The sequence below is a fragment of the Skermanella rosea genome, from assembly GCF_016806835.2.
GTDB classification, from domain to species: Bacteria; Pseudomonadota; Alphaproteobacteria; order Azospirillales; family Azospirillaceae; genus Skermanella; species Skermanella rosea.
In genome coordinates this window covers 4,212,409-4,238,683 of the sequence record NZ_CP086111.1, presented here as the reverse complement: position 1 = coordinate 4,238,683, position 26,275 = coordinate 4,212,409, and the positions used below count along the sequence as shown (strand labels likewise).

23 protein-coding genes are annotated in these 26,275 nt (G+C 68.2%); 13 read left to right on the top strand and 10 right to left on the bottom strand.

The window, feature by feature from the left end; genetic code table 11:
• Nucleotides 1-36 precede the first annotated feature (36 nt).
• The 3 genes from uvrC to JL101_RS19775 form a co-directional block, all read right to left on the bottom strand.
• Nucleotides 37-1,998: an excinuclease ABC subunit UvrC gene (gene uvrC, locus JL101_RS19785; protein ID WP_203097685.1), complete on the bottom strand. Its 1,962-nt coding sequence runs from the start codon at nt 1,996-1,998 to the stop codon at nt 37-39.
• A gap of 409 nt (nt 1,999-2,407) precedes the next feature.
• Nucleotides 2,408-3,178: an SDR family oxidoreductase gene (locus JL101_RS19780; protein ID WP_203097686.1), complete on the bottom strand. Its 771-nt coding sequence runs from the start codon at nt 3,176-3,178 to the stop codon at nt 2,408-2,410.
• Nucleotides 3,179-3,218: 40 nt separating this feature from the next.
• Nucleotides 3,219-3,962 carry a phosphodiesterase gene (locus tag JL101_RS19775; RefSeq protein WP_407697338.1) on the bottom strand — a complete coding sequence of 248 codons (744 nt, stop codon included), beginning with the start codon at nt 3,960-3,962 and terminating at the stop codon, nt 3,219-3,221.
• 152 nt (nt 3,963-4,114) lie between these two features.
• Here JL101_RS19775 and JL101_RS19770 point away from each other — a divergent pair, with 152 nt between their 5' ends.
• The 4 genes from JL101_RS19770 (at nt 4,115) to JL101_RS19755 (ending at nt 11,081) form a co-directional block, all read left to right on the top strand.
• Complete coding sequence (locus tag JL101_RS19770) at nt 4,115-4,921, top strand: creatininase family protein (RefSeq protein ID WP_203097688.1); 807 nt, start codon at nt 4,115-4,117, stop codon at nt 4,919-4,921.
• Between the two features lie 479 nt (nt 4,922-5,400).
• Nucleotides 5,401-6,735: a cytosine deaminase gene (locus JL101_RS19765; RefSeq protein WP_203097689.1), complete on the top strand. Its 1,335-nt coding sequence runs from the start codon at nt 5,401-5,403 to the stop codon at nt 6,733-6,735.
• A gap of 181 nt (nt 6,736-6,916) precedes the next feature.
• On the top strand, nt 6,917-8,005 hold the full coding sequence (locus tag JL101_RS19760) for an efflux RND transporter periplasmic adaptor subunit (protein ID WP_203097690.1): 1,089 nt from the start codon (nt 6,917-6,919) through the stop codon (nt 8,003-8,005).
• 4 nt (nt 8,006-8,009) lie between these two features.
• Nucleotides 8,010-11,081 (top strand): efflux RND transporter permease subunit, encoded by a 3,072-nt coding sequence (locus JL101_RS19755; protein ID WP_203097691.1) that lies wholly within the window; start codon nt 8,010-8,012, stop codon nt 11,079-11,081.
• A 6-nt stretch (nt 11,082-11,087) separates the two neighbouring features.
• Here the strand turns inward: JL101_RS19755 and JL101_RS19750 are convergent, their stop codons facing one another.
• From JL101_RS19750 to JL101_RS19735, 4 genes are all read right to left on the bottom strand, one after another.
• Nucleotides 11,088-11,462, bottom strand: coding sequence for a response regulator (locus JL101_RS19750; RefSeq protein WP_201078281.1), 375 nt, complete (start codon nt 11,460-11,462; stop codon nt 11,088-11,090).
• A 107-nt stretch (nt 11,463-11,569) separates the two neighbouring features.
• Complete coding sequence (locus tag JL101_RS19745) at nt 11,570-12,160, bottom strand: NAD(P)H-dependent oxidoreductase (protein WP_203097692.1); 591 nt, start codon at nt 12,158-12,160, stop codon at nt 11,570-11,572.
• On the bottom strand, nt 12,157-13,827 hold the full coding sequence (locus JL101_RS19740) for a CocE/NonD family hydrolase (RefSeq protein WP_228434987.1): 1,671 nt from the start codon (nt 13,825-13,827) through the stop codon (nt 12,157-12,159). Before JL101_RS19740 ends, JL101_RS19745 begins: the two co-directional genes overlap by 4 nt.
• A 58-nt stretch (nt 13,828-13,885) precedes the next feature.
• Nucleotides 13,886-14,611, bottom strand: coding sequence for a cysteine hydrolase family protein (locus tag JL101_RS19735; protein WP_228434986.1), 726 nt, complete (start codon nt 14,609-14,611; stop codon nt 13,886-13,888).
• A gap of 291 nt (nt 14,612-14,902) precedes the next feature.
• On the opposite strand from JL101_RS19735, the gene JL101_RS19730 reads away from it, so the two are divergent.
• Together JL101_RS19730 and JL101_RS19725 are read left to right on the top strand one after the other, a co-directional pair.
• A complete protein-coding gene (locus JL101_RS19730) occupies nt 14,903-16,108 on the top strand; it encodes an amidase (protein WP_203097693.1) in 1,206 nt (401 codons plus the stop codon).
• A gap of 106 nt (nt 16,109-16,214) precedes the next feature.
• Nucleotides 16,215-17,195, top strand: coding sequence for an Rpn family recombination-promoting nuclease/putative transposase (locus JL101_RS19725; RefSeq protein ID WP_203097694.1), 981 nt, complete (start codon nt 16,215-16,217; stop codon nt 17,193-17,195).
• On the opposite strand, the gene JL101_RS19720 is transcribed toward JL101_RS19725, so the two are convergent.
• Entirely contained in the window at nt 17,183-17,698 is a 516-nt protein-coding gene (locus JL101_RS19720) for an adenine phosphoribosyltransferase (protein ID WP_203097695.1), read from the bottom strand. The genes JL101_RS19725 and JL101_RS19720 overlap by 13 nt on opposite strands.
• A gap of 107 nt (nt 17,699-17,805) precedes the next feature.
• Here JL101_RS19720 and JL101_RS19715 point away from each other — a divergent pair, with 107 nt between their 5' ends.
• Genes JL101_RS19715 through JL101_RS19695 form a run of 5 tightly spaced genes read left to right on the top strand, consistent with a single transcriptional unit; the run spans nt 17,806 to nt 22,408 of the window.
• A complete protein-coding gene (locus JL101_RS19715) occupies nt 17,806-18,948 on the top strand; it encodes an MlaE family ABC transporter permease (RefSeq protein ID WP_203097696.1) in 1,143 nt (380 codons plus the stop codon).
• Complete coding sequence (locus tag JL101_RS19710) at nt 18,908-19,747, top strand: ABC transporter ATP-binding protein (RefSeq protein ID WP_203097697.1); 840 nt, start codon at nt 18,908-18,910, stop codon at nt 19,745-19,747. The genes JL101_RS19715 and JL101_RS19710 overlap by 41 nt, the downstream gene beginning before the upstream one ends.
• Before the next feature lie 2 nt (nt 19,748-19,749).
• Entirely contained in the window at nt 19,750-20,757 is a 1,008-nt protein-coding gene (locus JL101_RS19705) for an MlaD family protein (RefSeq protein ID WP_203097698.1), read from the top strand.
• Nucleotides 20,758-20,761: 4 nt separating this feature from the next.
• Entirely contained in the window at nt 20,762-21,430 is a 669-nt protein-coding gene (locus tag JL101_RS19700) for an ABC-type transport auxiliary lipoprotein family protein (RefSeq protein WP_228434984.1), read from the top strand.
• Between the two features lie 6 nt (nt 21,431-21,436).
• Nucleotides 21,437-22,408, top strand: coding sequence for a TAXI family TRAP transporter solute-binding subunit (locus JL101_RS19695; protein WP_203097699.1), 972 nt, complete (start codon nt 21,437-21,439; stop codon nt 22,406-22,408).
• A gap of 23 nt (nt 22,409-22,431) precedes the next feature.
• On the opposite strand, the gene JL101_RS19690 is transcribed toward JL101_RS19695, so the two are convergent.
• Nucleotides 22,432-23,160, bottom strand: coding sequence for a DUF2927 domain-containing protein (locus JL101_RS19690; protein WP_228435509.1), 729 nt, complete (start codon nt 23,158-23,160; stop codon nt 22,432-22,434).
• A 243-nt stretch (nt 23,161-23,403) separates the two neighbouring features.
• On the opposite strand from JL101_RS19690, the gene JL101_RS19685 reads away from it, so the two are divergent.
• A complete protein-coding gene (locus JL101_RS19685) occupies nt 23,404-24,153 on the top strand; it encodes a DUF6969 family protein (protein WP_203097701.1) in 750 nt (249 codons plus the stop codon).
• A gap of 295 nt (nt 24,154-24,448) precedes the next feature.
• Nucleotides 24,449-25,561, top strand: a complete 1,113-nt coding sequence (locus JL101_RS19680) for a DUF2336 domain-containing protein (RefSeq protein WP_203097702.1) — start codon at nt 24,449-24,451, stop codon at nt 25,559-25,561.
• Here JL101_RS19680 and JL101_RS19675 read toward each other — a convergent pair.
• A complete protein-coding gene (locus JL101_RS19675) occupies nt 25,558-26,106 on the bottom strand; it encodes a cupin domain-containing protein (protein ID WP_201078295.1) in 549 nt (182 codons plus the stop codon). The genes JL101_RS19680 and JL101_RS19675 overlap by 4 nt on opposite strands.
• Nucleotides 26,107-26,275 lie beyond the last annotated feature (169 nt).

Here is a 26,275-nt window from a genome sequence, read left to right as displayed (position 1 = left end):
GCGGACCTGGGTCGGCCCGGCGGCTGGAGCGGCATTCTAGCCGTCTGGATGGAAGTGGTCATAAATCTTTTTCGCCACCGTCCGGTTGATCCCCTCGACTGCCTCCAGATCGGCAAGGCCGGCCCGTTCGACGCCCCGGGCCGATCCGAAATGGTGCAGCAGGGCCTTCTTGCGCGACGGCCCGATTCCCGGAATCTCGTCGATCACCGACTGGCCGATCGCCTTCGTCCGGCGTGCCCGATGGGTGCCGATGGCGAAACGGTGGGCTTCGTCGCGCAGTCTCTGCAGGAAATAGAGCACCGGATCCTTCGGGTCCATCCCGAACGGCGGCCGGCCGGGCATGAAGAAACGTTCCCGCCCGGCGTTGCGGTCGGGACCCTTGGCGATCGACACGACCGCCAGGTCGGTGATGTCCAGGTCGTTGAACACCTCCATGGCGGCGCTCAGCTGTCCCTGGCCGCCGTCGATCAGCACCAGGTCGGGCCAGGTGCCGCGTTCGCGCTCCGGGTCCTCCTTCAGCGCGCGGGAGAAGCGGCGGGTCAGCACTTCCCGCATCATGCCGTAGTCGTCGCCCGGCGCTATGTCGGAGCGGATGTTGAACTTGCGGTAGCTGTTCTTCATCAGGCCGTCCGGCCCGGCGACGATCATGCCGCCGATCGCGTTGGTGCCCTGGATGTGGCTGTTGTCGTAGACCTCGATCCGCTCCGGCACCGAGTCCAGCCCGAAAGCCTCGGCGACGCCTTCCAGAAGGCGGGCCTGCGACGCGCTCTCCGACAGCCGGCGGCCCAGCGCCTCCCTGGCATTGACCAGCGCGTGGTCGACCAGGCGCTTCTTGTCGCCGCGCTTGGGCTCGACCAGGTCGATCCTGTGGCCGGCGCGCAGGCTCAGCGCCTCGGCGATCAGCTCCTGCTCCGCCGGCTCCTGGCTGACCAGGATCAGGCGGGGAGCGGGCTTGTTGTCGTAGAACTGGCTGATGAAGGAGCCCAGCACCTCCGACAGCTCCAGGTTCCGGTCGTGGCTGGGGAAATAGGCGCGGTTGCCGTAGTTGCTGCCGCCCCGGAAGAAGAACACCTGGATGCAGGTGGAACCGCCGTCCTGGTGGCAGGCGATCACGTCGGCGTCCTCGACCCCCTCGACATTGATGTCCTGGTGCGCCTGGGTGGCGGTCAGGGCCCGGATGCGGTCGCGGTAGCGGGCGGCGGTCTCGAAGTCGAGCGCTTCCGCCGCGGCCTGCATCTGCCGGGCGAACTCCGCCTGGATGTCGCGGCTCTTGCCCGACAGGAAGGCGCGCGCCTGGGCCACCTGGGCCTGGTACTCCTCGGGCGTCACCCGGCCGACGCAGGGCGCCGTGCAGCGCTTGATCTGGTATTGCAGGCAGGGCCTGGTCCGGGTCGCATAGACCGTGTCGGCGCAGTTGCGGAGCTGGAAGGCGCGCTGGAGGGCGGTCACCGTCCGGTTCACCGCGCTGCCCGACGCGAACGGGCCGAAATAGTCGGCCGCCTTGTCGCGGACCCCACGATGCTTGGTCAGCTGGGGATAGTCGTGGTCGCGGGTGATCTTGATGTAGGGGAAGGACTTGTCGTCCCGCAGCAGCACGTTGTAGCGCGGCATCAGCCGCTTGATCAGGTTCGACTCCAGCAGCAGCGCCTCGACCTCGGTGTGGGTCGTGACGAACTCCATGGTCGTCGTCTCCGCCACCATCCGCTGCAGACGGTTGGGCAGCTTCATCACGTGGGTATAGTTGACCACGCGCTTCTTCAGGTTCTTGGCCTTGCCGACATACAGCACGTCGCCGGCCTCGTTCATCATCCGGTAGACGCCGGGGCTGTTCGGCAGCGTCCGGAGATATCCCCGGATCACCTCGGCCCCCTGCGCCAGGTTGCCCGCGCTCGCGCGACGGCGGGCCGCCGGAGCGGGGGACGCTGCGGGTTCCACCGTCTTGGTGATATCGGGCTCGGTGATATCGGGCGTGGGCTGTACGGTCTGATCTGCTGCCATGATGGGCGGTATGTTGGCGGTTTTCCACGGTCGGTCAACCGCTGCCGTCAACCGGCGAGCGGAGGTGCCGGTTCCGACTCAATCGGTCCCGTGCAGGAGCCTGGAGTGCTTCGGGACTATCCACGGAAACTGTGGATAACTATGTCGATAACCTGCGGACGACTCACCGGGAAATCAGTATATCTCAGCGTTTCCAGTCTCTGCCTAAATATGAGGCAAAAAATACAAGATGTTGATTTCATTAGTAAATTTTCCTGTCAAGCGGCTGCGGCATGAGGCCGGGTCGCTTTTTCAGGGTTGACAAGACACGGACCGCCGCGGGTGCGGTGGATGTGCAAAACTCGAAAGGAGTTGAGCCCCAGGTCTATCGCCATGACAGTTCCGTGTATTCGGATACTGTCGTCCGGACCTACTCGACTGCCACGAATCCGCGTCCCGGCTGTGCCCAGCCAAGATGCTCGCCGCCGTCCAGCGCGATCATCTGCCCGGTCATCGCGGGAGCGTCCAGGATGAAGCGGACCCCGTCGCAGATCTCCTGCGGCGAGGTCGGCCGCTGGAGCGGGATGTTCTCCCATTGCGCCGCGAAATGCTCTTCCGTCTGGCGGTCGTTCTTCAGGGTCGGCCCCGGTCCGATGCCGTTGACCCTGATTCGCGGCGCCAGCGCCAGGGCCAGGGTCTGGGTCAGCGTCCACAGGCCGGCCTTGCTCAGGGTGTAGGAGAGGAAATGCGGCGTCAGGTTCCAGACCCGCTGGTCCAGGATATTGACGATGCAGCCGCGCTCCTCCGCCGGGAGCTGCTTTGCGAAGGCCTGGGAGAGCACCAGGGGAGCCCGCAGGTTGGCTTCCATGTGCCGGTCCCAACTCTCCCGGTCGGCAGTGCCGATCTCGTCGCGTTCGAACACGCTGGCATTGTTGATCAGCGCGGTCAGCGGCCCCAGCCGCTCGGCCGCCGCCGGGACCAGCCCGACCGTGTCGGCCTCGCTGCCGAGGTTGGCCTGGACGGCCGCGGCCCGGCCGCCGGCGCGGGTGATCTCGGTCACCACGGCGTCGGCGTCGTCCTTGGACGTGAAATAATGGACGGCGACGCCCCAGCCATGGGAGGCAAGGTCCAGCGCCATGGCCCGGCCGATGCGTTTGCCGGCCCCCGTGATCAACACGGCTTTCTTCTTGATCGTTACCATGGCGCCAATCTAGCCTGCCCTGGTCCGCTGGCAAGCGGCTTCACGAGCCGACGGCCTGCAGATGGCTGACCAGCCCCTGTCCGGCCCGCCACAAATGAAGGGCCAGGGCCGGCGGCTCGTCCGACACCGTCGGCGGCGAACCCGGCTCCAGGGCGAGGGCGAACTGGAAAGCGGCGCTCGGCGCGGTGCTGACCACGGTGCCGTGCCACCGGACCAGGGTGGGACGATGAACATGGCCGCACAGGATCCGCTCGACCGCCGGGTGATTCTCCACCAGGCGGGCCAGGCGTTCCGTCCCGAAGCAGCGCAGCGAGTCCATGAAGCCGACCCCGACCTCGTGGGGCGGGTGGTGCATAAGCAGGACGGTCGGCCGCCCCGGCGCCTCCGCGAGCCTGTCGGCCAGCCAGTCGCTCCGCCGGTCGCACAGCAGTCCCGGGGTCTCGCCGGGCACCACCGTGTCCAGGGCGATCAGCCGCACCGGCAGGTGGTCGATCGCATAGTTGAAGAACGGCCCGGGGGCCGGCAGCCAAGGCTGGCCGGCGCACAGCGCGCGGAGCGCGTCCCGGTCGTCGTGGTTGCCCGGGATCGCGCACCAGGGCGGCTCCAACGGGGCCAGCAGCCGTGCCAACGCCTCGTACTCGGCCGGACGGGGGCCGTTGGCGAGGTCGCCGGTGATCACCACCAGGTCCGGCCGGGGACGCAGGCGGTTCAGGTGCGCCACGGTGGCGGCCAGGGCGGCGCCGGTGTCGATCCGGCCCGCGGCGAGCGCGCCTGGTTCGGTCACATGAAGATCCGTGATCTGGGCAATCAGCATCGCGGCCACTCATCGTAGGGAATGTCGTGTGGCATGCTACTTGAAGACGACCGGCCGGCAAAACCATCTCACACGGAGTTTCGATCGGGCCGTCCGCCCGATCAGGCGGGGAGGAAAACTGGATGCCGGTGCCGCACAGCCGATTCTGGCAGGAATTGACCACCAAGGAATTCGCGGCGCTGGATGCCGAGCGGACCATCGCCGTGCTGCCGGTCGGCGCGGTGGAGCAGCACGGGCCGCACCTCTCGGTCTGGGTGGACAGCGCGATCAATACCGGGATCATGGCGCGGGCGGTGCCGCAGATACCGGACCATCTGTCGGTGCTGATCCTGCCGATGCTTCCCGTCGGCAAGTCCGACGAGCACGAAGCCTACCCCGGAACCCTCTCGCTGTCGGCGGAAACCCTGATCCGTCTCTGGACCGAAGTGGGCGAGAGCGTCCATCGCGCGGGCATCCGCAAGCTGGTCCTGTACAACAGCCACGGCGGCCAGCCCCAGATCATGGATATCGTGGCGCGCGACCTGCGCGTCCGCCTGAAGATGTTCGTGGTGACCTGCAGCTGGTTCAGCCCGGGCCTTCCGGACGGGCTGTTCCCGCCGTCCGAAATCGTCCACGGCATCCATGGCGGCGGCATCGAAACGTCGATGATGCTCCATCTGCGCCCTGACATGGTGCGCCCGGCGGAGCGCCGGAAATTCGACTCCCTCAGCATCGAGATGGAGCAGGAATTCAAGTACTTGACCCCGGAAGGCAAGGTCGGCTTCGGGTGGCAGACCCAGGATCTCAACCTGTTCGGCGCCTGCGGCGACGCGACGGACGCCGACGCGGACCGGGGCGCCAAGCTGGTCGACCACGCCGCCCGGTGCCTCGTCGAGTTGCTGGGAGAGGTGGACCGCTTCCCGCTCGACGCGTTGCGCGACCGGGTGTGAGCGCGGCGCCTCCGTTGTTTGCCTGATTTTCATACAATTGCCGCTCCGGCGGCGCTTTTTCGGGCAACGAAGATGCCGCACCGGGCGGAGCTTCAACACTCCCATGCTGGTATGGATTTTGCTGAAAGCTCAACCTGTCAAATGGCGGTTTCGATCGGGCGCCGACGGCCGGCCGGATCGTCCGTCCACAGTTCACTCAAGGGGGGCGGGGTCATGGTCCCCTCCGCATTGGACCCCGCCCCCCTCTTTTCCCGAACCCCCCGGACGCCGCCGTGCCGGCGCCAACGGCAACGCCCGCCGCCGGGGGAAGAGCCGTTCGCGGCGCTGATTATGCGCTCCGCTCCGGATATCGTGTTATTCATTGTGCCGAGGGCGCTCCGGCGCTCCAGGCCGAGACGCTGGCACGAGAGCGCCGTCAGACGGGAAAACCGACCAATCCGAGAGAACCGCATCCGCAGCCGAAAGACCGGTTTCAGATCATGCCGATTCCGTTCCAGAAGTCCTTCGCCGGCGCGTCCCTGGGCGCGAAGTTCTGGCTGAAGAAAGCTACCGTTCCCCTGTCCCTGATCGAGGATCCGCCGCCCGAGGTGGCGATCCGCGCCGACGGCGACGGTCTCGCGGCGGTCGATCTGCGGATCGAGCACGGCAAGGTCGCGGCGGTCCTTCCCGGCGGCACGGCGCCCTGCTGCGGCCCCGGCGTCAACCTGGAGAACGGCATCGTCTGGCCGTGTCCGGTCGATCTGCATACCCATCTGGACAAGGGGCACATCTGGCCGCGCCGGGAGAACCCGGACGGCACCTTCATGGGCGCGCTCGGGGCTGTCGAACAGGACCGCGAGGCCCACTGGAGCGCCCGGGACGTGGCCGCCCGGATGGAGTTCGGGCTGAAATGCAGCTACGCCCACGGCACCGCCGCAGTCCGCACCCACCTGGATTCGCTGGGGAAACAGGCCGAGATCTCCTGGCCGGTGTTCGCCGAGGCGCGCGAGCGCTGGGCCGGCCGCATCACCCTTCAGGCGGTCTCGCTGATCATGATCGAGACCTACCTGACCGACGAGGGGGTCCGGATCGCCGACCTGGTGCAGCGCCATGGCGGCGTGCTGGGCTGCGTCAGTTACATGATCCCCGACCTGGACGCGGCGCTGGACCGGCTGTTTGCGCTGGCGGCGGAGCGCGGACTCGACGTGGATTTCCACGTGGACGAAACCGGCGACCCCGCCGCCGACAGCCTGCACCATATCGCCCGGGCCGTGCTGCGCGCGGGCTTCAAGGGCAGGGTGCTGTGCGGCCACTGCTGCAGCCTCGCCACCCAGGAGCCGGAGCGGGCGCTAGCCACCCTGGACCTGGTGGCCGAGGCGGGACTTTCCGTGGTGACGCTGCCCATGTGCAACCTCTATCTCCAGGACCGGACGCCGGGTCGGACCCCGCGCTGGCGCGGCGTCACCCTGCTGCACGAGATGCGGACCCGCGGCATCCCGGTGGCGGTCGCCTCCGACAATTGCCGCGACCCGTTCTATGGCTACGGCGACCACGACATGGTGGAGGTTTACCGCGAGGCGACCCGCATCCTGCACCTGGACCGCCCGGTCGGCGACTGGCCGCGCACGACGGCCCCGGTTCCCGCCCGGGTGATGCGGTTGGCCGACGCCGGCCTGATCGGCGCCGGCCGCACGGCCGACTTGCTGGTTTTCCGGTCGCGCACTTACAGCGAGTTGCTGTCGCGGCCCCAGTCTGACCGCACGGTCCTGCGCGCCGGCGTTCCGCTGGAGGCGAAGGTGCCGGATTACCGGGAGTTGGACGAGCTGTTCGCGTAAGTCGCCCTCGGCCGGACAGCCTTGCCCGCATGGCTTGCATGCGTGCCGCGCCGTTCGGCAGGCTCGACTTTGCGTGCCGACAAAGCCATGATCATTTTAGTAAAGGGGTGCGGATGGTTTCTTATGCACCTGTCGAAGCTCCTCCCTAGAGAGGCCGGGCCGGTCGCGGCCGGAACGATCCATGAAGCTGCTTGCTCGCCTGTTCATCCTTGTTGCCCTGCTGGGTCTCGGTGGCGGGGCCTGGTGGTACTTCACCGTCCACCAGGGCGCCGACATGCCGGCGGCCGCCCAGGCGCCGGCCGGCGGCGGTGGGCCGCCCGGCGGCATCCCGGTGGAGGCGGAGCAGGTCGAGGTCGGTGACGTGTCGCGCACCGTGACCTCGGTCGGAACGCTTTTTTCCGACGAGTCGGTCGTGATCCGGCCGGAGGTCGCGGGACGGATCACGGAGATCCGGTTCAACGAGGGGGAGCGGGTCCGCAAGGGCACCGTCCTGCTCAAGCTCGACGACGCCATCGCGCGGGCGACGCTGGAGCAGGCCATGGCCAGCCTCAATCTCAGCAGGACCGAGGCGGACCGCGCCGACGAGCTGTACCGCCAGGGGTCGGGCAGCGCCCGTGCCCGGGACCAGGCGCGCGCCAAGCTGCTGGCGGACGAGGCCTCCGTGTCGCTGGCGAAGGCCCAGCTCGCGAAGCTGGACCTGACGGCGCCGTTCGACGGCGTGCTCGGCCTGCGCCGGGTCAGCGTCGGCGACGTGGTCCAGGCCGGCAAGGACATCGTCAACCTGGAAGCCATCGACACGCTTAAGCTGGATTTCCGCGTGCCCGAGCTCTACCTGCCCTCGGTCCGGGTCGGCCAGACCCTGGCGGTCACGGTCGACGCGGTGCCGGGACGCAGCTTCGCCGGCAAAGTCTACGCGATCGACCCGCTGGTCGACGTCAATGGCCGGAGCATCAATGTCCGCGCCCGCGTCCCCAACGGCGACGACGCGCTGCGGCCCGGCCTGTTCGCCCGCGTCACCCTGACCCTGACGACCCGCAAGGATTCGATCCTCGTGCCGGAACAGTCCCTGGTCGCGGTCGGGGCCGACCAGTTCGTCTTCAAGGTGTCGGACGGCAAGGTCCAGCGGGTCAAGGTCCGAACCGGGGAGCGCCGCGCCGCCAAGGTCGAGATCCTGGACGGGCTCCTGCCGGGCGACCTGGTGGTGACCGCCGGGCATCTGAAGATCCGAGACGGCGCGCCGGTCACCGTGGTCCCCCCGGTCGGGAGCTGAGGCCATGCAGATCTCCGAACTCAGCGTCCGCCGCCCGGTGCTCGCCACGGTCATGAGCCTGACCGTGCTGCTGATCGGCATCGTCGCCTACCAGCGGCTTGCGGTGCGCGAATATCCCAAGATCGACGAGCCGGTGGTCACCGTGACCACCAAGTACCAAGGCGCCAGCGCGGAGATCGTCGAGAGCCAGGTCACCCAGCCGCTGGAGGAGAGCCTGTCCGGCATCGAGGGCATCGACGTGATGTCCTCCATCAGCCGGTCGGAAACCAGCCAGATCACCGTCCGCTTCCGGATCACCCGCGACCCCGACGTGGCGGCCAACGACGTGCGCGACCGGGTCGGCCGGGTGCGCGGCTCGCTGCCGGACGAGATCGACGAGCCGGTGATCGCCAAGGTCGAGGCGGACGCCCAGCCGATCATCTACCTGGCCTTCTCCAGCGACCGGAACACGCCGCTGGAGGTGACCGACTATGCCGACCGGTTCGTCAAGGACCGGCTTCAGAACCTGCCCGGCGTCGCCGACGTCCGGATCTTCGGCGAGCGCAAGTACGCCATGCGGATCTGGCTCGACCCGACCCGCATGGCCGCCTACAAGGTCACGCCCCAGGACGTCGAGACGGCGTTGCGGCGGCAGAACATCGAGATCCCGGCGGGCCGGGTGGAGAGCGTCCAGCGCGAATTCACCGTCGTGTCCGAGACCGACATGCGGACGCCGGCCGAGTTCGAGAACGTCATCCTGCGGGACGAGTCGGGCTATCTGGTCCGGTTGCGCGACGTCGGCCGGGCGGAGCTGGGCGCCCGGGACGAGCGGGTCAACGCCCGGTTCAACGGGCGCAACGCCGTCGCCATGGGCGTCGTCAAGCAGTCCACCGCGAACCCGCTCGAGGTCTCCGGGGCGGTGGAGCGGACGCTGCCGGTGATCCGCGCCGGCCTGCCGGAAGGTATGAGCGTCGATATCGGCTACGACAGCTCCGTTTTCATCGCGGAATCGATCGACGCCGTGTTCCACACGATCCTGGAGGCGATCGTGCTGGTCGTCCTGGTGATCTTCTTCTTCCTGCGCTCGCTGCGCGCGACCCTGATCCCGCTGGTCACGATCCCGGTGTCCCTGATCGGCGCCTTCGCGATCATGTACGTGTTCGATTTCAGCATCAACACGCTGACCCTGCTGGCCATGGTGCTGGCGATCGGGCTGGTGGTGGACGACGCGATCGTCATGCTGGAGAACATCTACCGCCACGTGGAAGAAGGGATGCCGCCGTTCCGCGCGGCGATCCAGGGCTCGCGGGAGATCGGGTTCGCCGTCGTCGCGATGACCGTCACGCTGGCGGCGGTGTACGCGCCGATCGGCTTCCAGACCGGGCGTACGGGACGGCTCTTCACCGAATTCGCGCTGACCCTGGCGGGTGCGGTGCTGGTCTCGGGCTTCGTGGCGCTGACCCTGTCGCCGATGATGTGCTCCAAGCTGCTGAAGCACCAGACGCGCCACGGCTTCTTCTACAACGCGATCGAGGCGCTGCTGAACGGCCTGACCAACGGCTACCGCTGGCTGCTCCGCGTCTCGCTGAAGGCCCGGCCGGTGATCCTGCTGGTCGGGATCGGCGTCGCCGCGGCCAGCTACGTCCTGTTCGGGCAGATAAAGTCGGAGCTGGCCCCGACCGAGGACCGCGGCACGATCGTCGGGATCATCATCGCCCCGGAAGGGTCGACCATCCAGTACACCGACCGCTATGCCCGCGCGATCGAGGGCTTCATCAAGCAGGTCCCGGTGGTCGAGAAATTCTTCATGGTCGTGGGTTTCCCGGTGGTCAACCAGGGCATCACCTTCGTCCGGCTGACCGACTGGGACGACCGCGAGATCAAGCAGCAGCAGGTCGTCCAGCAGCTCGCGCCGAAATTCTTCGGCGTTCCCGGCACCCTGGCGTTCCCGGCAAATCCGCCGTCGCTGGGGCAGAGCCCGACCGAGAAGCCGATCCAGTTCGTCATCCAGACCTCGCTTCCCTATTCCGAGCTCCAGGGCATGGTGGACAGGATGCTGGCGGAGGCGCGGACCAACCCGGGCCTGGTCAACGTCGATACCGATCTGAAGCTGAACAAGCCGGAACTCAAGATCTCGCTCGACCGCGACAAGGCGGCCGACCTGGGGCTGGAGATCGATACCATCGGCCGCACGCTGGAAACCCTGCTGGGCGGCCGGCAGGTCACCCGGTTCAAGCAGAACGGCAAGCAGTACGACGTGGTGGTCCAGGTCGCCGACGTGGACCGGACCAACCCGGACGACATCGCCCGCATCTATGTGCGCGGCAAGCAGGGGGAGATGGTCAGCCTCGCCAACCTGCTCAAGGTCGAGGAACGGGTCTCGCCGAAGGAGCTGAACCATTTCAACAAGCTGCGCTCGGCCACGATCACCGCGACCCTGGGGCCGAACTATACTCTGGGGGAGGGGCTGGCCTTCCTGACCGCGGCCGCCGAACGCTCGCTGCCGGCGGCGGCCCAGGTCGACTATGCCGGGCAGAGCCGGGAGTTTCGCGAGTCGAGCAGCAGCCTCTACGTCACCTTCGTGCTGGCGCTGGCCTTCATCTACCTCGTGCTGGCGGCCCAGTTCGAGAGCTTCGTCGATCCCTTCGTGATCATGCTGACGGTGCCGCTGTCCATGACCGGCGCCTTGCTGGCGCTGAAGCTGACCGGCGCCACCATGAACGTCTACAGCCAGATCGGGCTGGTGACCCTGGTCGGCCTGATCACCAAGCACGGCATCCTGATCGTGGAGTTCGCCAACCAGCTCCAGCGCCAGGGGGTGGAGGTGCGCGACGCCGTCGTCCGCTCCGCCGTGCTGCGCCTGCGCCCGATCCTGATGACGACGGGCGCCATGGTGCTGGGCGCGGTGCCGCTGGCCCTGGCCACCGGCGCCGGGGCGGAAAGCCGGCAGGCGATCGGCGCGGTGATCGTCGGCGGCATGCTGCTGGGAACCTTGCTGACGCTGTTCGTCGTGCCGACGGTCTATACCTACATCGCGCGCAAGAAGCCGTTCGAGGATTCGGTGCCGGCCGGCGCCCAGCCGCATCCGGCGGAGTAGCGGCCCTCAGGCCGATCCCCGGGTCAGCAGATCGGCCATGACGGTCAGCAGTTCCGCCGGGCGCACCGGCTTGCCGACGAAGGCATCCATCCCGGCGGACTGGCAGGCCTCCCGGTTGTCGCCGTCGGTATGGGCGGTGACCGCGACGATGGGGATCCGGCCGGTATCGCCCGGCATGGCCCGTATCAGGCGCGTCGCCTGGATGCCGTCCATCCGGGGCATCATCACGTCCATCAGGACCAGCTGGATGCCGCCGTCCTTCATCGCCTCGACCGCCGCTTCGCCGTCCGGGACGATGCGGGTCTGGTAGCCGGCTTTCCGGCAGATCAGGTCCACCAACTTCTGATTGATGATGTTGTCCTCGGCGATCAGGATCTGCATTGGGACACCGCTTGAACCGAGTGGACCGAAATTCGAATTTACTGGCCCTTTATGAAAATTTTCAATCCGAATGTGTCGAATTTGTCGGCCTCGTCCTGAGCGATAGATCAGAAGCCTGAAAAGGTCTTCTCCACCTTGCGCAGGAACCGGCCCCGGCTGTCCGGGGTCGATTTGTCCATCGACGGGTGGGCCATGTGGACGGTCCGGCAGCCGCGCGCCAGCAGCGGCTTCAGTCCGCGCATGAATACCGCCTTGCCCGGCTCCCGCATCCAGAGCTTCATGAACCACCACGGCGCTCCGTGGGTGGTCACCACCGCGAGCTTCCGGATATTGGTCAGACCGGGCTGGATCCGCCCGCCGTCCGCCGGCAGGTGGAAGGCCACGCCCGGAAGCCAGACGCGGTCCAGGTAGCCCTTCAGAATCGCCGGCACGCCGTACCACCAGGTCGGAAAGACGAAGACCAGCGCCTCGGCCCAGCGCAGGGCGTCGACATATTCCTGGACCGGCGCCTCGTTCTCGCCTTGAGCGTAGTGGGCTCCATGTTCGGCGGCGCTCAGCCGGGGCTCGAACCCGCGGGCATAGAGGTCGAAGTCGCGGACCTCGTGGCCGGCCCTGGCCAGGGTATCGACCACGGTGCGGTGGATCGCGGCGTTGAAGCTGCCGTCGGAAGGGTGGGCATAGATGACGTTGATTTTCATGCCGGCCTGATTAGCGGAACGAGCAGGCGGGTTCCAGCGGCATGGAAGGCCAGCGTGATCGTCCGGCAATCGACCAGCCGGGTTTCGGCCGGCTCCGCCCCGGTGCCGGGATTGACCGGAAACGCGGGGAAGCAGGCGCCGGCGAGGCTGAGGCGCAGCCGGCTGCCGGCCGGCACCGTGGCGCACAGCGCCCGCATGGGGATCCGCAGCGGCCGGGTCGGAGCACCTTCCTCGACCCGGGCATGGCCCTGCGTCAGGTTCAGCGCGCGCCCGTCGGGCTCCACCTCGGACAGCACGGCGGAAACGTCGAAGCTGGGCGCGTCGGCCTCCACCGTCAGTTCAAGGACGACCGTCCCGGCCAGCAGCACCGGCGCCGACAGCGGTTCGGAGGTATAGCAGGCGACGTCGGCCCGCTGGTCCACGTCGGCACGGTCGCGCATGCCGCCGAGGCCGGAGGCGTGGCCGCCGACGGTCTGCACCGGCCGCCAGGGATCGTGAACGATCCGGTCCGTCGCGGGAATGCCGGGCCGTTCGGCCAGGATGCCGTCCTCGGTCGTGGCGGCCGCCAGGCCCGTGCTGGAGATGTGGATCGGGGACGGCTCCGGATCCGGAACGGCGTCGAAGCTGCGCCAACACCCGGCGCACAGATCGAACAGCTCGACCGCGGGGGCTTCCGACGCAGCAGCCCCTTTGAGGAACCGGTCGAACCAGGTGAGCTGCTCCCGGTCGATCGAGCGCGCCGCCTCCGGACCGAAATCGACCGTGCCGGCCCGGCGCCCCCAGGGCAGATGGCACCAGGGGCCGACGATGAGGCGTTGCGGCGCCTCCGTCCGGGCGCTGATTTCCCGGAAGGCCGCCAGCGTGCCGGTCAGCATCTGGTCGAACCAGCCGCCGATATGGAGCATCGGCACGTCCACCTGCCTGCCCTCCAGCGCGGTGCGCGGCGAAATTGCGTCCCAGTAGGCGCAGGGCAGGGGATTGCCCAGCCAGTCGTCGTAGTGGGTGTAGCGGGCATAGCCCCGCAGCACCCGCGGATGGGTCGGCAACTCCTCGTCCAGCGGCAGATTGCGAGAGGCGGCATAGAGCGCCTGGTGGGCGATGAAGTCGTGGCGGCGCCGGGCGGCTTCGGCAGCCATCTGGATTCCCCAGGCCAGGTTGTCGGCCAACCGGAAGGCACCGCCCTCGTAGGCCCAGTCGCCATGCATGTCCCAGCCGACCATTGCCGGGCACAGCGCCTTCAGCGCCGGGGAGCCGCCGGCCAGGGCCAGCAGCTGCGCATTCCCCTGGTAGGAGAAGCCGTACATGCCGACGGCCCCGGTCGACCCCGGCAGTCCCGCGGCCCAGGCGACCGCGTCGGCGCCGTCCTCCGCCTCGTGCTCGAACAGCCGGAAGTCACCCTCCGATGTGCCACAGCCCCGGACATCCTGGATCACCACGATATAGCCGTGCGCCGCGTACCAGGCGGGATGCGCGTAGACGACCGTCGAGGCGATCGCCCTGCCGTAGGGCTGCCGCATCAACAACACGGGGAAGGGACCGGCGGCGTCGGGTTCGTGGATGTCGGCGTCGAGCCGGACCCCGTCGCGCGTGGTCATGGAAACGGTGCGGGGCCGCCGTACCGGCAGCGGCGGCGTCGTGAGGTCCTGGGCGGCCCGAGCCGAGGTCACGGCGACCGTTGCCCCGGCGGGTTGGCCCTGTCGTCGGCGACGGTCTTGACCATGGGGTTCATGTCGCTCGGTCCTTCAGGCCGTTCAGCAGGTGGTCGGAGTTCGTCACGAAGCCGAAGCACTGCTTGACATTGTACAGCGTTGCTTCGAGGCAATAGCTCGGCGACGTGGTGGCGCAGCAGTCGTTGACCAGGATGCAATCGTAGCCCAGGAAATTGGCGTCCTGCAGCGTGCACATCACGCACTGGTCCAGGTTGACGCCGGCGAACAGCAGCGTCGTGATGCGGAGATTGCGCAGGATGCTGTCCAGTTCGGTATCCCAGAAGCCGCTCATCCGGTATTTCGCCACATGGATGTCGGTCGGCGCCACCTGCAGCCCGTCGACGATCGCCGCGGGCCAGCTGTCGCGTTCCAGCACCTTCGCTCCGGCGGCGGGGCCGGCGGGACCGGGCAGGGGATGGCCCAGCCCCGGGCCTTCGCCGGTCGGGTCGCAGGCATGGAGCAGCGACGGGCTCAGGTTCATCCGGTCCGGCCGGTTGCCCCAGTTCACCCACAGCACCGGCACCCCCTCCGACCGCAGCCAGGGCAGCAGCGCGGCGAGCGGGGCGATCGGCGTGCGGGCGGGCGTGACGTCCACCCCGACTTGGGCGAGCCAGCCCTGGGGCGAGCAGAAGTCGTTCTGCATGTCGATCACGACGATGGCGGTCCGCGCCAGGTCGATCACCAGGTTCTGCGGCTCGGCCCTAGCGGCGAGCGGGCGCGGCGTCGCCGGTGGCCGAACCATGTCGACGGTTTCCCTGGATACGCGCCACCGGTTGGCCGGTGCGGAGCCGAGCGGAGTCATCGTCAAGTTCTTCCTCCCATGTCGCGGGTCGCCGTGGTAGCCCCGAGTCGCATATGCCGTGCCAAAGGGAGCGGAGCCGGACGTACCGGCGCAGGGCCATGGCTGCCGCGCCGGAGGGCGCTCTCCTGCACAGGATTTGTGCGGGCCCTTGCCCGTCTTATGGGCTTGATGCGCGGGTGAAGCGGGCTATCGTATGAAAGGTGTCATAGGCGGAAGATGGGTCGGGAAGAAATGGGATCTGCCGATTGGGGACGGCCAGCCTGGGAGAAGCTCGGAGCCTTCTGCCGCCATGTCGATCTGGACATCGCCGGCACCGCGGAGGGTCCCCTGGCCGGGCTGACTTTCGCGGCCAAGGATCTCTATGACGTCGCCGGCCACGCGACCTGCGCCGGCAATCCCACCTGGCTCGCTTCCCATCCCGTGCCGGCACGGACCGCGCCCGCGGTGCAGGCGGTGCTCGACGCCGGCGCACGGCTGGTGGGCAAGACCGTCACCGACGAGCTGGCCTTCAGCATCAACGGCGAGAACGCCCATTACGGCACGCCGCTGAACCCCAGGGCTCCGCAACGCATCCCCGGCGGCTCCTCCAGCGGATCGGCCTCCGCGGTCGCGGGCGGCGCCGTTCCGCTGGCGCTCGGCACCGACACGGGAGGGTCCGTCAGGGTTCCGGCCTCTTTCTGCGGCATCTACGGCTTCCGCCCGACCCATGGCCGCATCGCGCTGGACGGCGTGACGCCCCTGGCGCCCAGCTTCGACACGGTCGGCTGGTTCGCGCCGGATGCCGACCTGCTGGAACGGCTCGGGCAGGTGCTGCTGGGACTGCGCGAAGAAGGCGTCCGGTCGCGCAACATCCTGCTTGTCGAGGACGCCTTCGCGCTCACCGACGGCCCGGTGCGGCAGGCGCTCGGGCCCGCGATTGACGCGGTGACCGCGGCGCTGGGATCGCCGCGCGACGTCACCCTCAGCCGCAAGGGCCTGGCCGACGGCTGGCTGGACGCTTTCAGGACACTCCAGATGCACGAGGTCTGGAGCACCCACGGCGCCTGGATCACCGGGCACAGGCCGCATTTCGGGCCGGGAGTGGCGGAGCGGTTCAAGGCCGCGTCCACCGTCACCGGGGAGGCGGCGGCGAAGGCCGACAATTTCCGGCGCCGCGTGACCGAGCAGATGGACAGCCTGCTCGGCACCGGCGACCTGCTGCTGATGCCGACCTCGCCCACCGTGGCGCCGCTGAGGGACACACCGCAGGCCGACCTGGACCAGTTCCGTGCCCGCGTCATCAGCATGACCTGCATCGCCGGATTGGCGCGCCTTCCCCAGGTCAGCATCCCGGCGGCCGAGGTCGACGGCTGCCCGGTCGGCCTCTCCCTGGTCGCCCGCCGGGGCGAGGACGCAATGCTGCTGGCCGCGGCGAAACGGGCCGCGGCGGCGCTGTAGGGAACGGCCCGAGCCGGACGTCGGGGCGAGATGCCGCATTGCCGGAAATGGGGCGCCGGGTTCTTGTGCTCCCGTCATTCCACCGCATGCGGACGGTCGCCTCCCGATGGGCCAGCAGCACGACCTTCTGTTCCGGGCCCTGCTGGACGATCCGGTCCGGGCCGGCATCCTGATCCGCGACTACCTGCCGGCCGATATCGCCGCCCGCCTGGGCGACGAACCGCCGGTGCCGCTGGACGGCAGCTTCGTCGACCGGACGCTGACGCCCAGCTGGGTCGACCGGCTTTTCTCGGTCCGCCTGCGCGACGGCGGCACCCTGCTGATCTACGTGCTGCTGGAGCACAAGAGCCACCCCGATCCTCGGACCCCGCTCCAGGTGCTGGGCTACCTGGTCGACATCTGGGAGAGCTTCGTCGGCGACGACGCCTCCAGGATGCGCCGGCTGCCCCCGGTCATCCCGCTGGTGTTCTATCATGGGCGGGGACCGTGGACGGTGCCGACCTCCGTCATCGACCTCATCGGTGCCGACGAGGGCCTGCGCGACCTGCTGCGTGACTTCCGCTACGTCGTCTGCAACATCGTCCCCATTCCCGACGACCAGCTGTCCTCCGACCCGGAGGTCCGGGCGGCGCTCCTGCCGCTGAAATACGTCTACCGCCAGCCCGATCCGGAAATGCTGCTGGAGGCGGTGCTGTCGGGCCTGCGCGACGGCTCGCCCCTGGCGCAGAAAGTGCTGTACTATATGCTCGAGATGTACCCGCGGATCTCCGTCGACATGATGCGGACGGTGAACGGCAGGGTCAGGCCGAACCGGGAGAAGGACATGGTATCGCTCGCTGCACAGCAATGGCTGGACGAGGGTCGCGCCGAGGGATGGGTCGGCGGCAAGGCGGAAGGCCGGGCGGAAGGAAAGCTGGAGAGCATCCGGCTGGCCCTGGAGACTCGGTTCGGCCTTGTGCCGCCCGAGGTCGAGGCCCGCCTGCTCCAGGCCTCGCCCGATCGGCTCGACACGCTTCTGAGGCGTTCGCTGACCGCGGCGTCGCCCGAAGACGTCTTCGCGGACGAGGAACGGCGTCAGGACTCGTAGGTCACCAGCGACTGGGCCGGCACGTCGAGCTTCGCGGCGCCGTTCAGGAAGCCCAGTTCGATGATGAACTGCGCGGCGGCCACTTCGGCACCCATCCGGCGCAGCAGGCTGACCGCGGCCGCCATGGTCCCTCCCGTCGCCAGCAGGTCATCGAGCACGACCACGCGGGCGCCGGGCTTGATGGCGTCGGCCTGGATCTCGATGGTGTCGGTCCCGTATTCCAGGTCGTAGCTGTGGGTGATGATGTCGCCCGGCAGCTTGCCGCGCTTCCGGATCATCACGAATCCCAGCCCGAGCGAGAGCGCCAGCGGGGCTGCGACCAGGAAACCCCGGGACTCGATGCCGACCAGCAGGTCGGGCTTGTGCGGCCTCACCGCGTCGGAAAGCTGGCGGACGGTTTCCTGCCAGGCATCGGCATGGGCGAGCAGGGTCGAAATATCGTAGAACAGGATGCCCGGCTTGGGAAAATCCGGGATGCTTCGGATATGGTCCTTGATGCTCATCGCTGTCCTGCGCGTTCCCGTGACTTGCCCTGGGCCTGACGCCGTCGAAGGCTGAAGAGCCCGCATCCTAGTCGCCCCGCGCCCCACTTGCAAACGGGAGACCCCTCTTGACGGATCATCGGGCCGGGCTGGCGTGGGCCGGGGATGGTGAGGATGCGGGAGGCGTGCTCGCCGCGACGGGACCCTGGGTGATCGCGACCGCCAACCGCCTTGCCCCCGAAATCGAGGCGGTGCGCTCCCGGCCGGGCGCGCGCCTCAGCCTGGATCTCTCCGGCCTCGCCGCTGTGGACACGGTCGGAGCGCTCCTGCTGCTCCGGCTGGTGGATCGATTGGAGGGCGACGGGATCGAGGTCGAGATGACCGGCGCCCGGCCCGAGCACGCCGCCCTGATCGAAGCCGTCCACCGGGCCGACCGGAGCTGCGAGCCCTCGCGGCTGACGCGGGCCCATCCGATCGTGGCGATGGTCGAGCGGACCGGCCGCGCCACGGTGCAGGCGGCGCGGGAGCTGGCGAACCTGCTGAGCTTCCTCGGCATGATGGTGGCGGCGCTGGGCCGCGCCGCGGTAGATCCGCGCCGTCTGCGGCTGACCGCGCTCGTCCACCACATGGAGCAGACCGGCTTGAACGCCCTGCCGATCGTCGGGCTGCTGTCGTTCCTGATCGGCGTCGTGCTGGCCTACCAGGGGGCGGACCAGCTCCGACAGTTCGGCGCCGAGCTGTTCGTGGTCAACCTGCTGGGGATATCGATCCTGCGCGAGATCGGCATCCTGATAACGTCCATCATCATCGCCGGCCGGTCCGGGTCGGCCTTCACCGCCCAGATCGGCACCATGAAGGTCAACCTGGAGGTCGACGCCCTGCGCACGCTGGGGCTCGATCCGATGGAGCTGCTGGTCCTGCCGCGCGCCCTGGCGCTGATGGTCACCCTGCCGCTGCTCGCCTTCTACGCCGACGTCGTCGGCCTCGTGGGGGGCGCCGTTATGTGCTATTTCGTACTGGATATCAGTTTCGGCCAGTTCGTGCAGCAGCTCCACGGCGCGATCACCCTGTCCACCCTGATGGTGGGCCTGTCCAAGGCGCCGGTGTTCGCCTTCGTGATCGCGCTGGTCGGCTGCTACGAGGGGCTGAAGGTGAGCGGCAGCGCCGAAAGCGTCGGCCGCTTGACGACCCGGTCGGTGGTGGTGGGGATCTTCCTGGTGATCGTGCTCGATGCTCTCTTCTCGATCCTCTTCTCCTATCTCGGCGTCTGAGCCGGTGATCCCGGCGTCCCAGCCGGTGATCAGGGTGCGCGGCCTCGTCACCCGGTTCGGCAGCCAGACCGTCCATGACGGCCTGGACCTGGACGTGCGCCGGGGAGAGGTTCTGGGCGTCGTCGGCGGGTCCGGAACGGGGAAGTCGGTGCTGCTGAAGACGATCATCGGGCTGAACCGCCCGGCCGCCGGACGGATCGAGGTGCTGGGCGACGACACCGCCGGACTGGACGATGCCGGCCGAATCCGGCTTCAGGCACGCTGGGGCGTGCTGTTCCAGGACGGCGCGCTGTTCAGCTCCATGACCGTCGCCGAGAACATCATGGTGCCCCTGAAGGAGCACACCGGCCTCGACCCGCTCACCATCGCCGAGGTCGCCCGCATCAAGATCGCCATGACCGGCCTGCCGCCGTCGGCCGGGTCCAAGTACCCTTCGGAGCTGTCGGGCGGCATGCGGAAGCGCGCCGGCCTGGCGCGGGCGCTGGCGCTCGATCCCGAGATCCTGTTCCTGGACGAGCCGACCGCCGGCCTCGATCCGATCGGCGCCGCCGCGTTCGACGCGCTGATCGGCAACCTCCAGCGCAGCCTCGGCCTGACCGTCTTCATGGTGACCCACGACCTGGACAGCCTGCGGGCGATCTGCGACCGCATCGCCGTCCTGATCGACCGGCGGATCGTGGTCGATACGCTGGATGCCCTCCGGCTGCTGGATCACCCCTGGATCCGCGACTATTTCCATGGTCCTCGGGGCCGGGCGGCGCTGGATGCCGGGGCTGGACCTTCCGGGAACGGAGCCTGAGGATGGAGACGCGGGCGAGCTATCTTCTGGTCGGGGTGTTCACGCTGTTCCTGATGGGCTGCCTGTTCGCCTTCACCGTCTGGCTGGCCAAGTCCGGCTTCGAGGAGGCGGGCTCCTCGCGCTACCAGATCCTGTTCACCGGTTCGGTCGCGGGACTGCAGGAGGGCAGCCCGGTCCGCTACCGCGGCATCGCGCTGGGCACCGTCCGCGACATCCGCCTGGACCCGAAGAACATCGGCCGGGTCCGCGTCGTCATCGAGGTCGCGGCTAACACGCCCATCAAGGAGGACGCGGTCGCCTACCTGGCCCTGGAGGGGCTGTCCGGCGCCGTCTATGTGGAGATCTCCGGCGGCACCCAGGAGAGCGCGCTCCTGAAGGCGGAGGACGGCGATCTGCCGATCATCCAGAGCCGCCCCTCGTCCCTCGCGGCGCTGGTCGAGACGACCCCCGAGTTGCTGAACCGGCTGGTCGGCCTGTCCGGCCAGCTCACCGGATTCCTGACGGCGCAGAACCAGGCCGAGGTTTCCCGGATCCTCGTCAATGTGCGGACCATGACCGACCATCTGGCCAGGGCCGCCGCCGGGGCGGAGGGGACGGTAGCGGAACTGGGGGCCACCCTCGGCATGGTGAACGGCCTGGTCCTGGACCTGCGCGACCATGCCGGGCGTCTGACGGACGGCGCCGACGCGACGCTCGGCCAGGCGCGTGCCACTCTGGGGGGAGTCGGCAAGGACGCCGGCCGGGTGACGGCCGATGTCTCGCGGGTGACCGGCGAACTGAGGACGCTTGCGGCGTCGCTCAACCGGGCGACGCTGGAGGCCGAGGCGCTGGTCAAGGAGAACCGCGAGCCGATCGCCGACTTCACCGGCACCGGCCTTTACGAATTCACCCTGCTGATCGCCGAACTGAGGGGCCTGGTCAATAATCTGGGCCGGGTGACGACCCGGCTGGAGCGCGATCCCGGCGATTTCCTGTTCGGCGGAACCCGCCAGGGCGTGAGCGTGGAGTGAGCCCATGAGAATGCCCGTCCCGGTTCCGCTCCTCGCGCGGCTCCTGCCTGCCTGCTGCGTGGCCTTCGGGCTGCTCGCCGCCTGCTCCCTGCCGGGATTCTCGCCGCCGCCCAAGCTCTTCACCCTGACGCCCAAGAACACCTTCTCGGACGGGTTGCCGGTGGTCCGCTCCCAGATCCTGATCGAACCGCCGGTCGCTGCGGCCGGGATCGATACCGGGCGGATCGCGCTCAGTCGTGCCCCCACCAGCCTCGACTACTATGCCGGCGTCAGCTGGACCGACCGGGCGCCCGCCATGGTCCAGACCCTGATGGTCGAGAGCTTCGAGAACTCCGGCAAGGCGCTCTCCGTCGGGCGCGACACCATCGGCCTGCGCTCCGACGTCATCCTGAAGAGCGAATTGCGCGAGTTCCAGGCCGAGTACGACCCGGCGGTGGAAAATGCGCCTCCGCGCGTCCATGTTCGCATCAACGCCAAGCTGGTCGCGATGCCGCGCCGGAGCATCGAGGCCAGCAGGACCTTCGAGGCCTTCGAGCCCGCCCGCAGCGCGGGCTTCGAGGACATCATCACCGCCTATGACGAGGCGCTGGGAAAGGTGCTGCGGCGCCTGATCGAGTGGTCGCTGGCCGAGACGGCGAGGCTCGACCGTGACAGTACACGCCGGAATTCCTGAGGAGCGATGTTCAGAACCATCCTGGCCCTTTTCATGGCCGCCGTCACCGTGCCTGCCCTGTCCGTCCCGGCTCATGCCCAGGAGCCGCAATACCTGACCATCGGCACCGGCGCGGTCACCGGCCTCTACTATCCCGCCGGCGGTGCCGTCTGCCGTATGGTCAACCGGGCCCGCACCCAGCACAGCATCCGGTGCGCGGTGGAGGCCACCGAAGGATCGCTGTCCAACCTCGGCGCCCTGCGCACCGGCGAACTGGACATGGCCGTGACCCAGTCGGACTGGCTTTTCCACGCCCATAAGGGCAGCGGCCGCTTCCATGACCAGGGACCCCACAAGGAACTGCGCTCCGTCTTCGCGCTTCACGGCGAGCCCTTCACGGTGGTCGCGCGCGCCGGGGCCGGCATCGATGCGTTCGACGACCTGAAGGGCAAGCGGGTCAATGTCGGCGAACCCGGTTCGGGCAACCGGGCGATGATGGATACGGTCATGAAGGCCTGGGGCTGGACGGCGCGCGATTTCAGCCTGGCATCGGAACTGCCCGCGTCGGAACAGGCGGAGGCGCTGTGCGACAACCGCGTGGATGCCGTGGTCTATGCGGGCGGCCATCCCAACGGCCTGGTCCAGCAGGCCGCGTCGGCCTGTTCGGTCAAGCTGGTCGGCATAGACGGCCGGCCGGTCCGGAAGCTGCTCGGCGACGGTGCCTATTACGCGCGGGTGGTCATTCCGGGCGGCATGTATACCGGCAACCCGGACGATGTGGAAACCTTCGGCGTCAGGGCCGTCCTGGCCACCACCGCCGCGGTGGATGCCGGCCTGGTCTACGAAATCGTCAAGACGGTGTTCGACGATTTCGATGCCTTCAAGCGCCTGCATCCGGCGCTCCAGGCACTGGAAAAGCCCTCCGTCGCGACCGAAGGCCTGGCGGTTCCGCTGCATGACGGCGCCATGCGCTACTTCGAGGAAGCCGGCATAAGATAGCAGGCAGCGGCGGCCCGTCGTCTTTACCGGGACAGATGCTCCTCCAGGATCTCCCGCGCGAGGCTCAGCGCCTCGGCCCGTTCCATCCCGGCTGCCAGGCGGGGGTCGTAGAGGGTCCGCAGCAGCAGCCGGTCCATGGATCCCAGTTCCTGGTAGCCGACCTCGTCGTCCAGCAGCGATGTCGGATCGTCCGGAGTCTCCCCGAAGAAGCCCATGCTCTGGAAGATCTCCTCGAGCAGGCAGGCGCCGACCGCCCGGGGCGGCAGCGCACCGGCATTGATGTGGATCTTGGAACTGCGCATCTCTCCGCCGACTGCGGAGGGCAGGGCGATGCAGGTGAAGGGCTGGTCTCGCCTGCCGTCGATCGGATCGACGAAGAAGGGCCAGTAGCCGGCACGGTTGGTCAGATAGACGTCGATGTCGCCGGCCCAGAGGGGATTGTCATGGACCGTGACGCCCTCGCCGGTGAGTTCCGCCAGTTCGATGGCGATCTCCTCGATCCTCGGCAGCCAGTCGCCGCCCGCGTCGCCCCGCACCGCGATGTCGATCGGCCGGGTCCACTTGGTCAGGGGGCGTCTGACATTCATCTCGTTGGCGAGCGCCCCCCGGTCGAACAGCCCGACGGCCCGCGCCAGCCACTGCGGGCGCGATCCCGCCGGATCGGGCGGAGCCGCCATGGCAAGGGCCGGCAGGCCGGATGCCATGGCATGCGCCTCGCCCGCAGCCACGGCACCGTGGCTCCAGGCCGTCATCAGAAGCACGGCACAAGGTATCCCGTAGCAGCGCGCATGCATGGCTATGATCCTGTGGGCGGCCTTCAGCGGCGACGGTAATCGTAACCGATTTGCCGGCCGCGCTGTTCCAGGACGATGGTGCGCTCGTCCACGCCATGCGGGAATAGGCCGAAAATCTCGAATGCCCGTTCAAAGTTTGTGGGTTAAACTGATGACGTGACCCGGCGGGAGCCCGGGCTTCGGAGACGGGATTTTTCGGCGATGACCGATTTCGGATCGCTGTCGCGCGGCGAGCTGCAGGCAATGGCCGAGGCGGCGCGCGAGGTGATGAATTGTCAGCGCGTGCTGGCGAAGACCGGCGACAACATCGTCGGGGAGGTTCTGCGCGGGGCCGGCACCTTCTACGAATGGCGCCATTATCCTCCCGGCGACGTCTACGACGCGGAATTCCACGCCCAGTACTATTATCATGCCCACCCGGAGGACGAACGGGTCTCCGGCGAGCATGGCCATTTCCATACCTTCCTGCGGCCGCTCGGCATGCCGTCCGGCGTCACCGCGGCGCGGATCCCGGATTCCAGGGACCTGGGCGGCGAAAACGACGCGCTGTGCCATATCGTCGGCATTTCGATGGACCGCGCCGGCCTGCCCATCCGGCTGTTCACCACCAACCGGTGGGTCACCGGCGAAACCTGGTACGAGGCTCCGGACGTGGTGCGGATGCTGGACTGCTTCGTGATCGACCATGCCCGGCCGTCCTGGGCCGTGAACCGCTGGATCACCGCTTTGATCCGCCTGTTCAGGCCCCAGATCGTGGGGCTGCTGGAGGCCCGCGACGCCGAGATCGCCCGCTGGCAGGAAAGGCGACCCGGCTCCGACGTCTACGAGGACCGCGACCTGGAGGTCGTTTCGGAGCATTGGGTCTCCATCGAGGATCAGATCGCGCGGATCGAGCTTGCCCTGGCCAAGGCCCGCCGCCGGGAGAGCGCCGCCGCCCGGGAGTCGTGCTGAAGGGGGCGCGGCGTGGTCTGCGTCTCATGACTTCCGACATGGTTGTGGATGCCCGCATTACAGGTTGCCGGCAGCGAATCGAATGTTCAAGGTTGTGCGATGGGCTGGAGTGGCACCGCTTGGCTTGTCTGGTAATATCCACGTGACGTGGCTTTTTGCTCCAAATGACTGCTTTGATCCGTACCGAACTATTTTAAGCATCGGTTAAGCATTTTTCCGGATCATGGTTAGGCTAGAAAAGGTGGAGCCGGCTTTGCGCCGTCCTGTCCCGCGGCGCCTGAACGCGACTGGAAACATGACCGAACACCTGACCCAACGGGATGTCGAACGGCTGCTGGCGGATCCTTCTCCGCAGACCAGGGCCGAAATGGCTGCCAAAGTGGCCGCAAGCCTCGAAAGCGTGAGACTGACCGACGGCGAGCGGAAGCTGGCCGAGGGCATCGTCCGGGTGATGGCGCGCGATGCCGCCGAACGCGTGCGCCAAGCGCTCGCGGAGAACCTCAAATCGTCCACGAGCCTGCCGCGGGACGTGGCCTTGACGCTGGCGCGCGACGTGGAGGCGGTGGCGTTGCCGGTCCTGGGGGCTTCCTCCGTCCTGACCGACGACGACCTGATCGAGCTCGTCCGCACCGGCACGGCCGCCAAGCAGACCGCGATCGCCGGCCGGCCGGAAGTGAGCGCCGAAGTGGCCGACGTCCTTGTCGAGTCGGCCCCTGAGCAGGCCGTGGCTCGGCTGGTCGCCAACCCGGGTGCCACGATCCCCGAGGAGAGCCTGGGCCGGGTGCTGGACCGTTTCGGCGACAGCCCCGCCGTCCAGGAACCGCTGGTCCACCGCGACCAGTTGCCGGTGACCGTTGCCGAACGGCTGGTCGTCCTGGTCTCCGATACGCTCCGCGACTATCTCGTCACCCATCACGAACTCCCCGCCGGGATCGCCAGCGACCTCGTCCTGCAAAGCCGGGAGCGGGCGACGGTTTCGCTGTTCACCGACGGCAAGGACGATGCCGACGTCGAACGGCTGGTCGAGCAGCTTCACCTCAACGGGCGCCTGACCCCGTCGCTCATGCTTCGGGCGCTGTGCATGGGCGACGTCGCCTTCCTGGAGGCGAGCCTGTCCCTCCTGGGCAAGGTGCCGCTGACCAATGCCCGCCTGTTGATCCACGATGCCGGGCGGCTTGGCCTGAAGTCGCTCTACGAGCGGGCGGGGCTGCCCGCCCGGCTGCTGCCGGCCTTCCGCGTCGCGGTCGATGTCTCCCACGAGACCCTGTTCGACGGCGAGCCGGGGGACCTGGACCGCCATCGCCGCCGCATGATCGAACGCATCCTGACCCAGTACGAGGATCTTGCGTCGGACGATCTCGACTACCTGCTCAACAAGCTGGGCGACCTGGTCGAACCGGCGGCCTAGAAACTCGGCGGCGTGCAGGCGCTGACGACTTCGCAGACCTCGTCCCCGACCGTCCGGAAACGGTGCGGCAGCCTGCTGTTGAAGTAGTAGGCGTCGCCGGGACCCAGCACCCGGCGCTGGTCGCCGACGGTGACTTCCAGCTTGCCCCGCAGTACGACGCCTCCCTCCTCGGAGGCGTGGCGCAGCATGCTCTGCCCGGTATCGGCACCCGGCTCGTAACGCTCGTGGATGATCTGCAGCGCCCTTGAACCCAGGTCGCGCCCGACCTGGGCATAGCGGATCGGCCCGTCGCTGATCACCGCCAGTTCCTCGGCCCGGAAGAACACCTGCTCGCGCGGGGCCTGCTCCATCGAGAAGAAGTCCGCCAAGCTCATCGGGATGCCGTCGAGCACCTTCTTCAGCGACCCGACCGAGGGGCTCGACCGGTTCTGCTCGATCAGCGAGACCGATGCGTTGCTGACCCCGGCGCGTTTCGCCAGTTCCCGCTGCGACAGGCCGTGCATCTCGCGGATTGCCCGCAACCGGGCGCCCACATCGAAGTCCATCGCCGCCGTCCCTGTTAAACCTGTTGAGTATATTCAACAGGAACATTGCGGGCTGGCAAGGCCTCATAATGCCCCGACTTCGGGTTGGAAAGCGCTTGTCGATTTTCTTGAGCGTGGCTTACGCTGACTACCGGGGCGGATGGACCGTTTTGTCCAACCCTTCGCAGTT

What these genes read in the sequence shown, in the direction of transcription:
- uvrC (WP_203097685.1), bottom strand. Translation starts at nt 1,998, where the DNA reads ATGGCAGCAGATCAGACCGTACAGCCCACGCCCGATATCACCGAGCCC.
- JL101_RS19780 (WP_203097686.1), bottom strand. Translation starts at nt 3,178, where the DNA reads ATGGTAACGATCAAGAAGAAAGCCGTGTTGATCACGGGGGCCGGCAAA.
- JL101_RS19770 (WP_203097688.1), top strand. Translation starts at nt 4,115, where the DNA reads ATGCCGGTGCCGCACAGCCGATTCTGGCAGGAATTGACCACCAAGGAA.
- JL101_RS19765 (WP_203097689.1), top strand. Translation starts at nt 5,401, where the DNA reads ATGCCGATTCCGTTCCAGAAGTCCTTCGCCGGCGCGTCCCTGGGCGCG.
- JL101_RS19760 (WP_203097690.1), top strand. Translation starts at nt 6,917, where the DNA reads ATGAAGCTGCTTGCTCGCCTGTTCATCCTTGTTGCCCTGCTGGGTCTC.
- JL101_RS19755 (WP_203097691.1), top strand. Translation starts at nt 8,010, where the DNA reads ATGCAGATCTCCGAACTCAGCGTCCGCCGCCCGGTGCTCGCCACGGTC.
- JL101_RS19750 (WP_201078281.1), bottom strand. Translation starts at nt 11,462, where the DNA reads ATGCAGATCCTGATCGCCGAGGACAACATCATCAATCAGAAGTTGGTG.
- JL101_RS19745 (WP_203097692.1), bottom strand. Translation starts at nt 12,160, where the DNA reads ATGAAAATCAACGTCATCTATGCCCACCCTTCCGACGGCAGCTTCAAC.
- JL101_RS19735 (WP_228434986.1), bottom strand. Translation starts at nt 14,611, where the DNA reads ATGGTTCGGCCACCGGCGACGCCGCGCCCGCTCGCCGCTAGGGCCGAG.
- JL101_RS19730 (WP_203097693.1), top strand. Translation starts at nt 14,903, where the DNA reads ATGGGATCTGCCGATTGGGGACGGCCAGCCTGGGAGAAGCTCGGAGCC.
- JL101_RS19725 (WP_203097694.1), top strand. Translation starts at nt 16,215, where the DNA reads ATGGGCCAGCAGCACGACCTTCTGTTCCGGGCCCTGCTGGACGATCCG.
- JL101_RS19720 (WP_203097695.1), bottom strand. Translation starts at nt 17,698, where the DNA reads ATGAGCATCAAGGACCATATCCGAAGCATCCCGGATTTTCCCAAGCCG.
- JL101_RS19710 (WP_203097697.1), top strand. Translation starts at nt 18,908, where the DNA reads ATGCTCTCTTCTCGATCCTCTTCTCCTATCTCGGCGTCTGAGCCGGTG.
- JL101_RS19705 (WP_203097698.1), top strand. Translation starts at nt 19,750, where the DNA reads ATGGAGACGCGGGCGAGCTATCTTCTGGTCGGGGTGTTCACGCTGTTC.
- JL101_RS19700 (WP_228434984.1), top strand. Translation starts at nt 20,762, where the DNA reads ATGAGAATGCCCGTCCCGGTTCCGCTCCTCGCGCGGCTCCTGCCTGCC.
- JL101_RS19695 (WP_203097699.1), top strand. Translation starts at nt 21,437, where the DNA reads ATGTTCAGAACCATCCTGGCCCTTTTCATGGCCGCCGTCACCGTGCCT.
- JL101_RS19690 (WP_228435509.1), bottom strand. Translation starts at nt 23,160, where the DNA reads ATGACGGCCTGGAGCCACGGTGCCGTGGCTGCGGGCGAGGCGCATGCC.
- JL101_RS19685 (WP_203097701.1), top strand. Translation starts at nt 23,404, where the DNA reads ATGACCGATTTCGGATCGCTGTCGCGCGGCGAGCTGCAGGCAATGGCC.
- JL101_RS19680 (WP_203097702.1), top strand. Translation starts at nt 24,449, where the DNA reads ATGACCGAACACCTGACCCAACGGGATGTCGAACGGCTGCTGGCGGAT.
- JL101_RS19675 (WP_201078295.1), bottom strand. Translation starts at nt 26,106, where the DNA reads ATGGACTTCGATGTGGGCGCCCGGTTGCGGGCAATCCGCGAGATGCAC.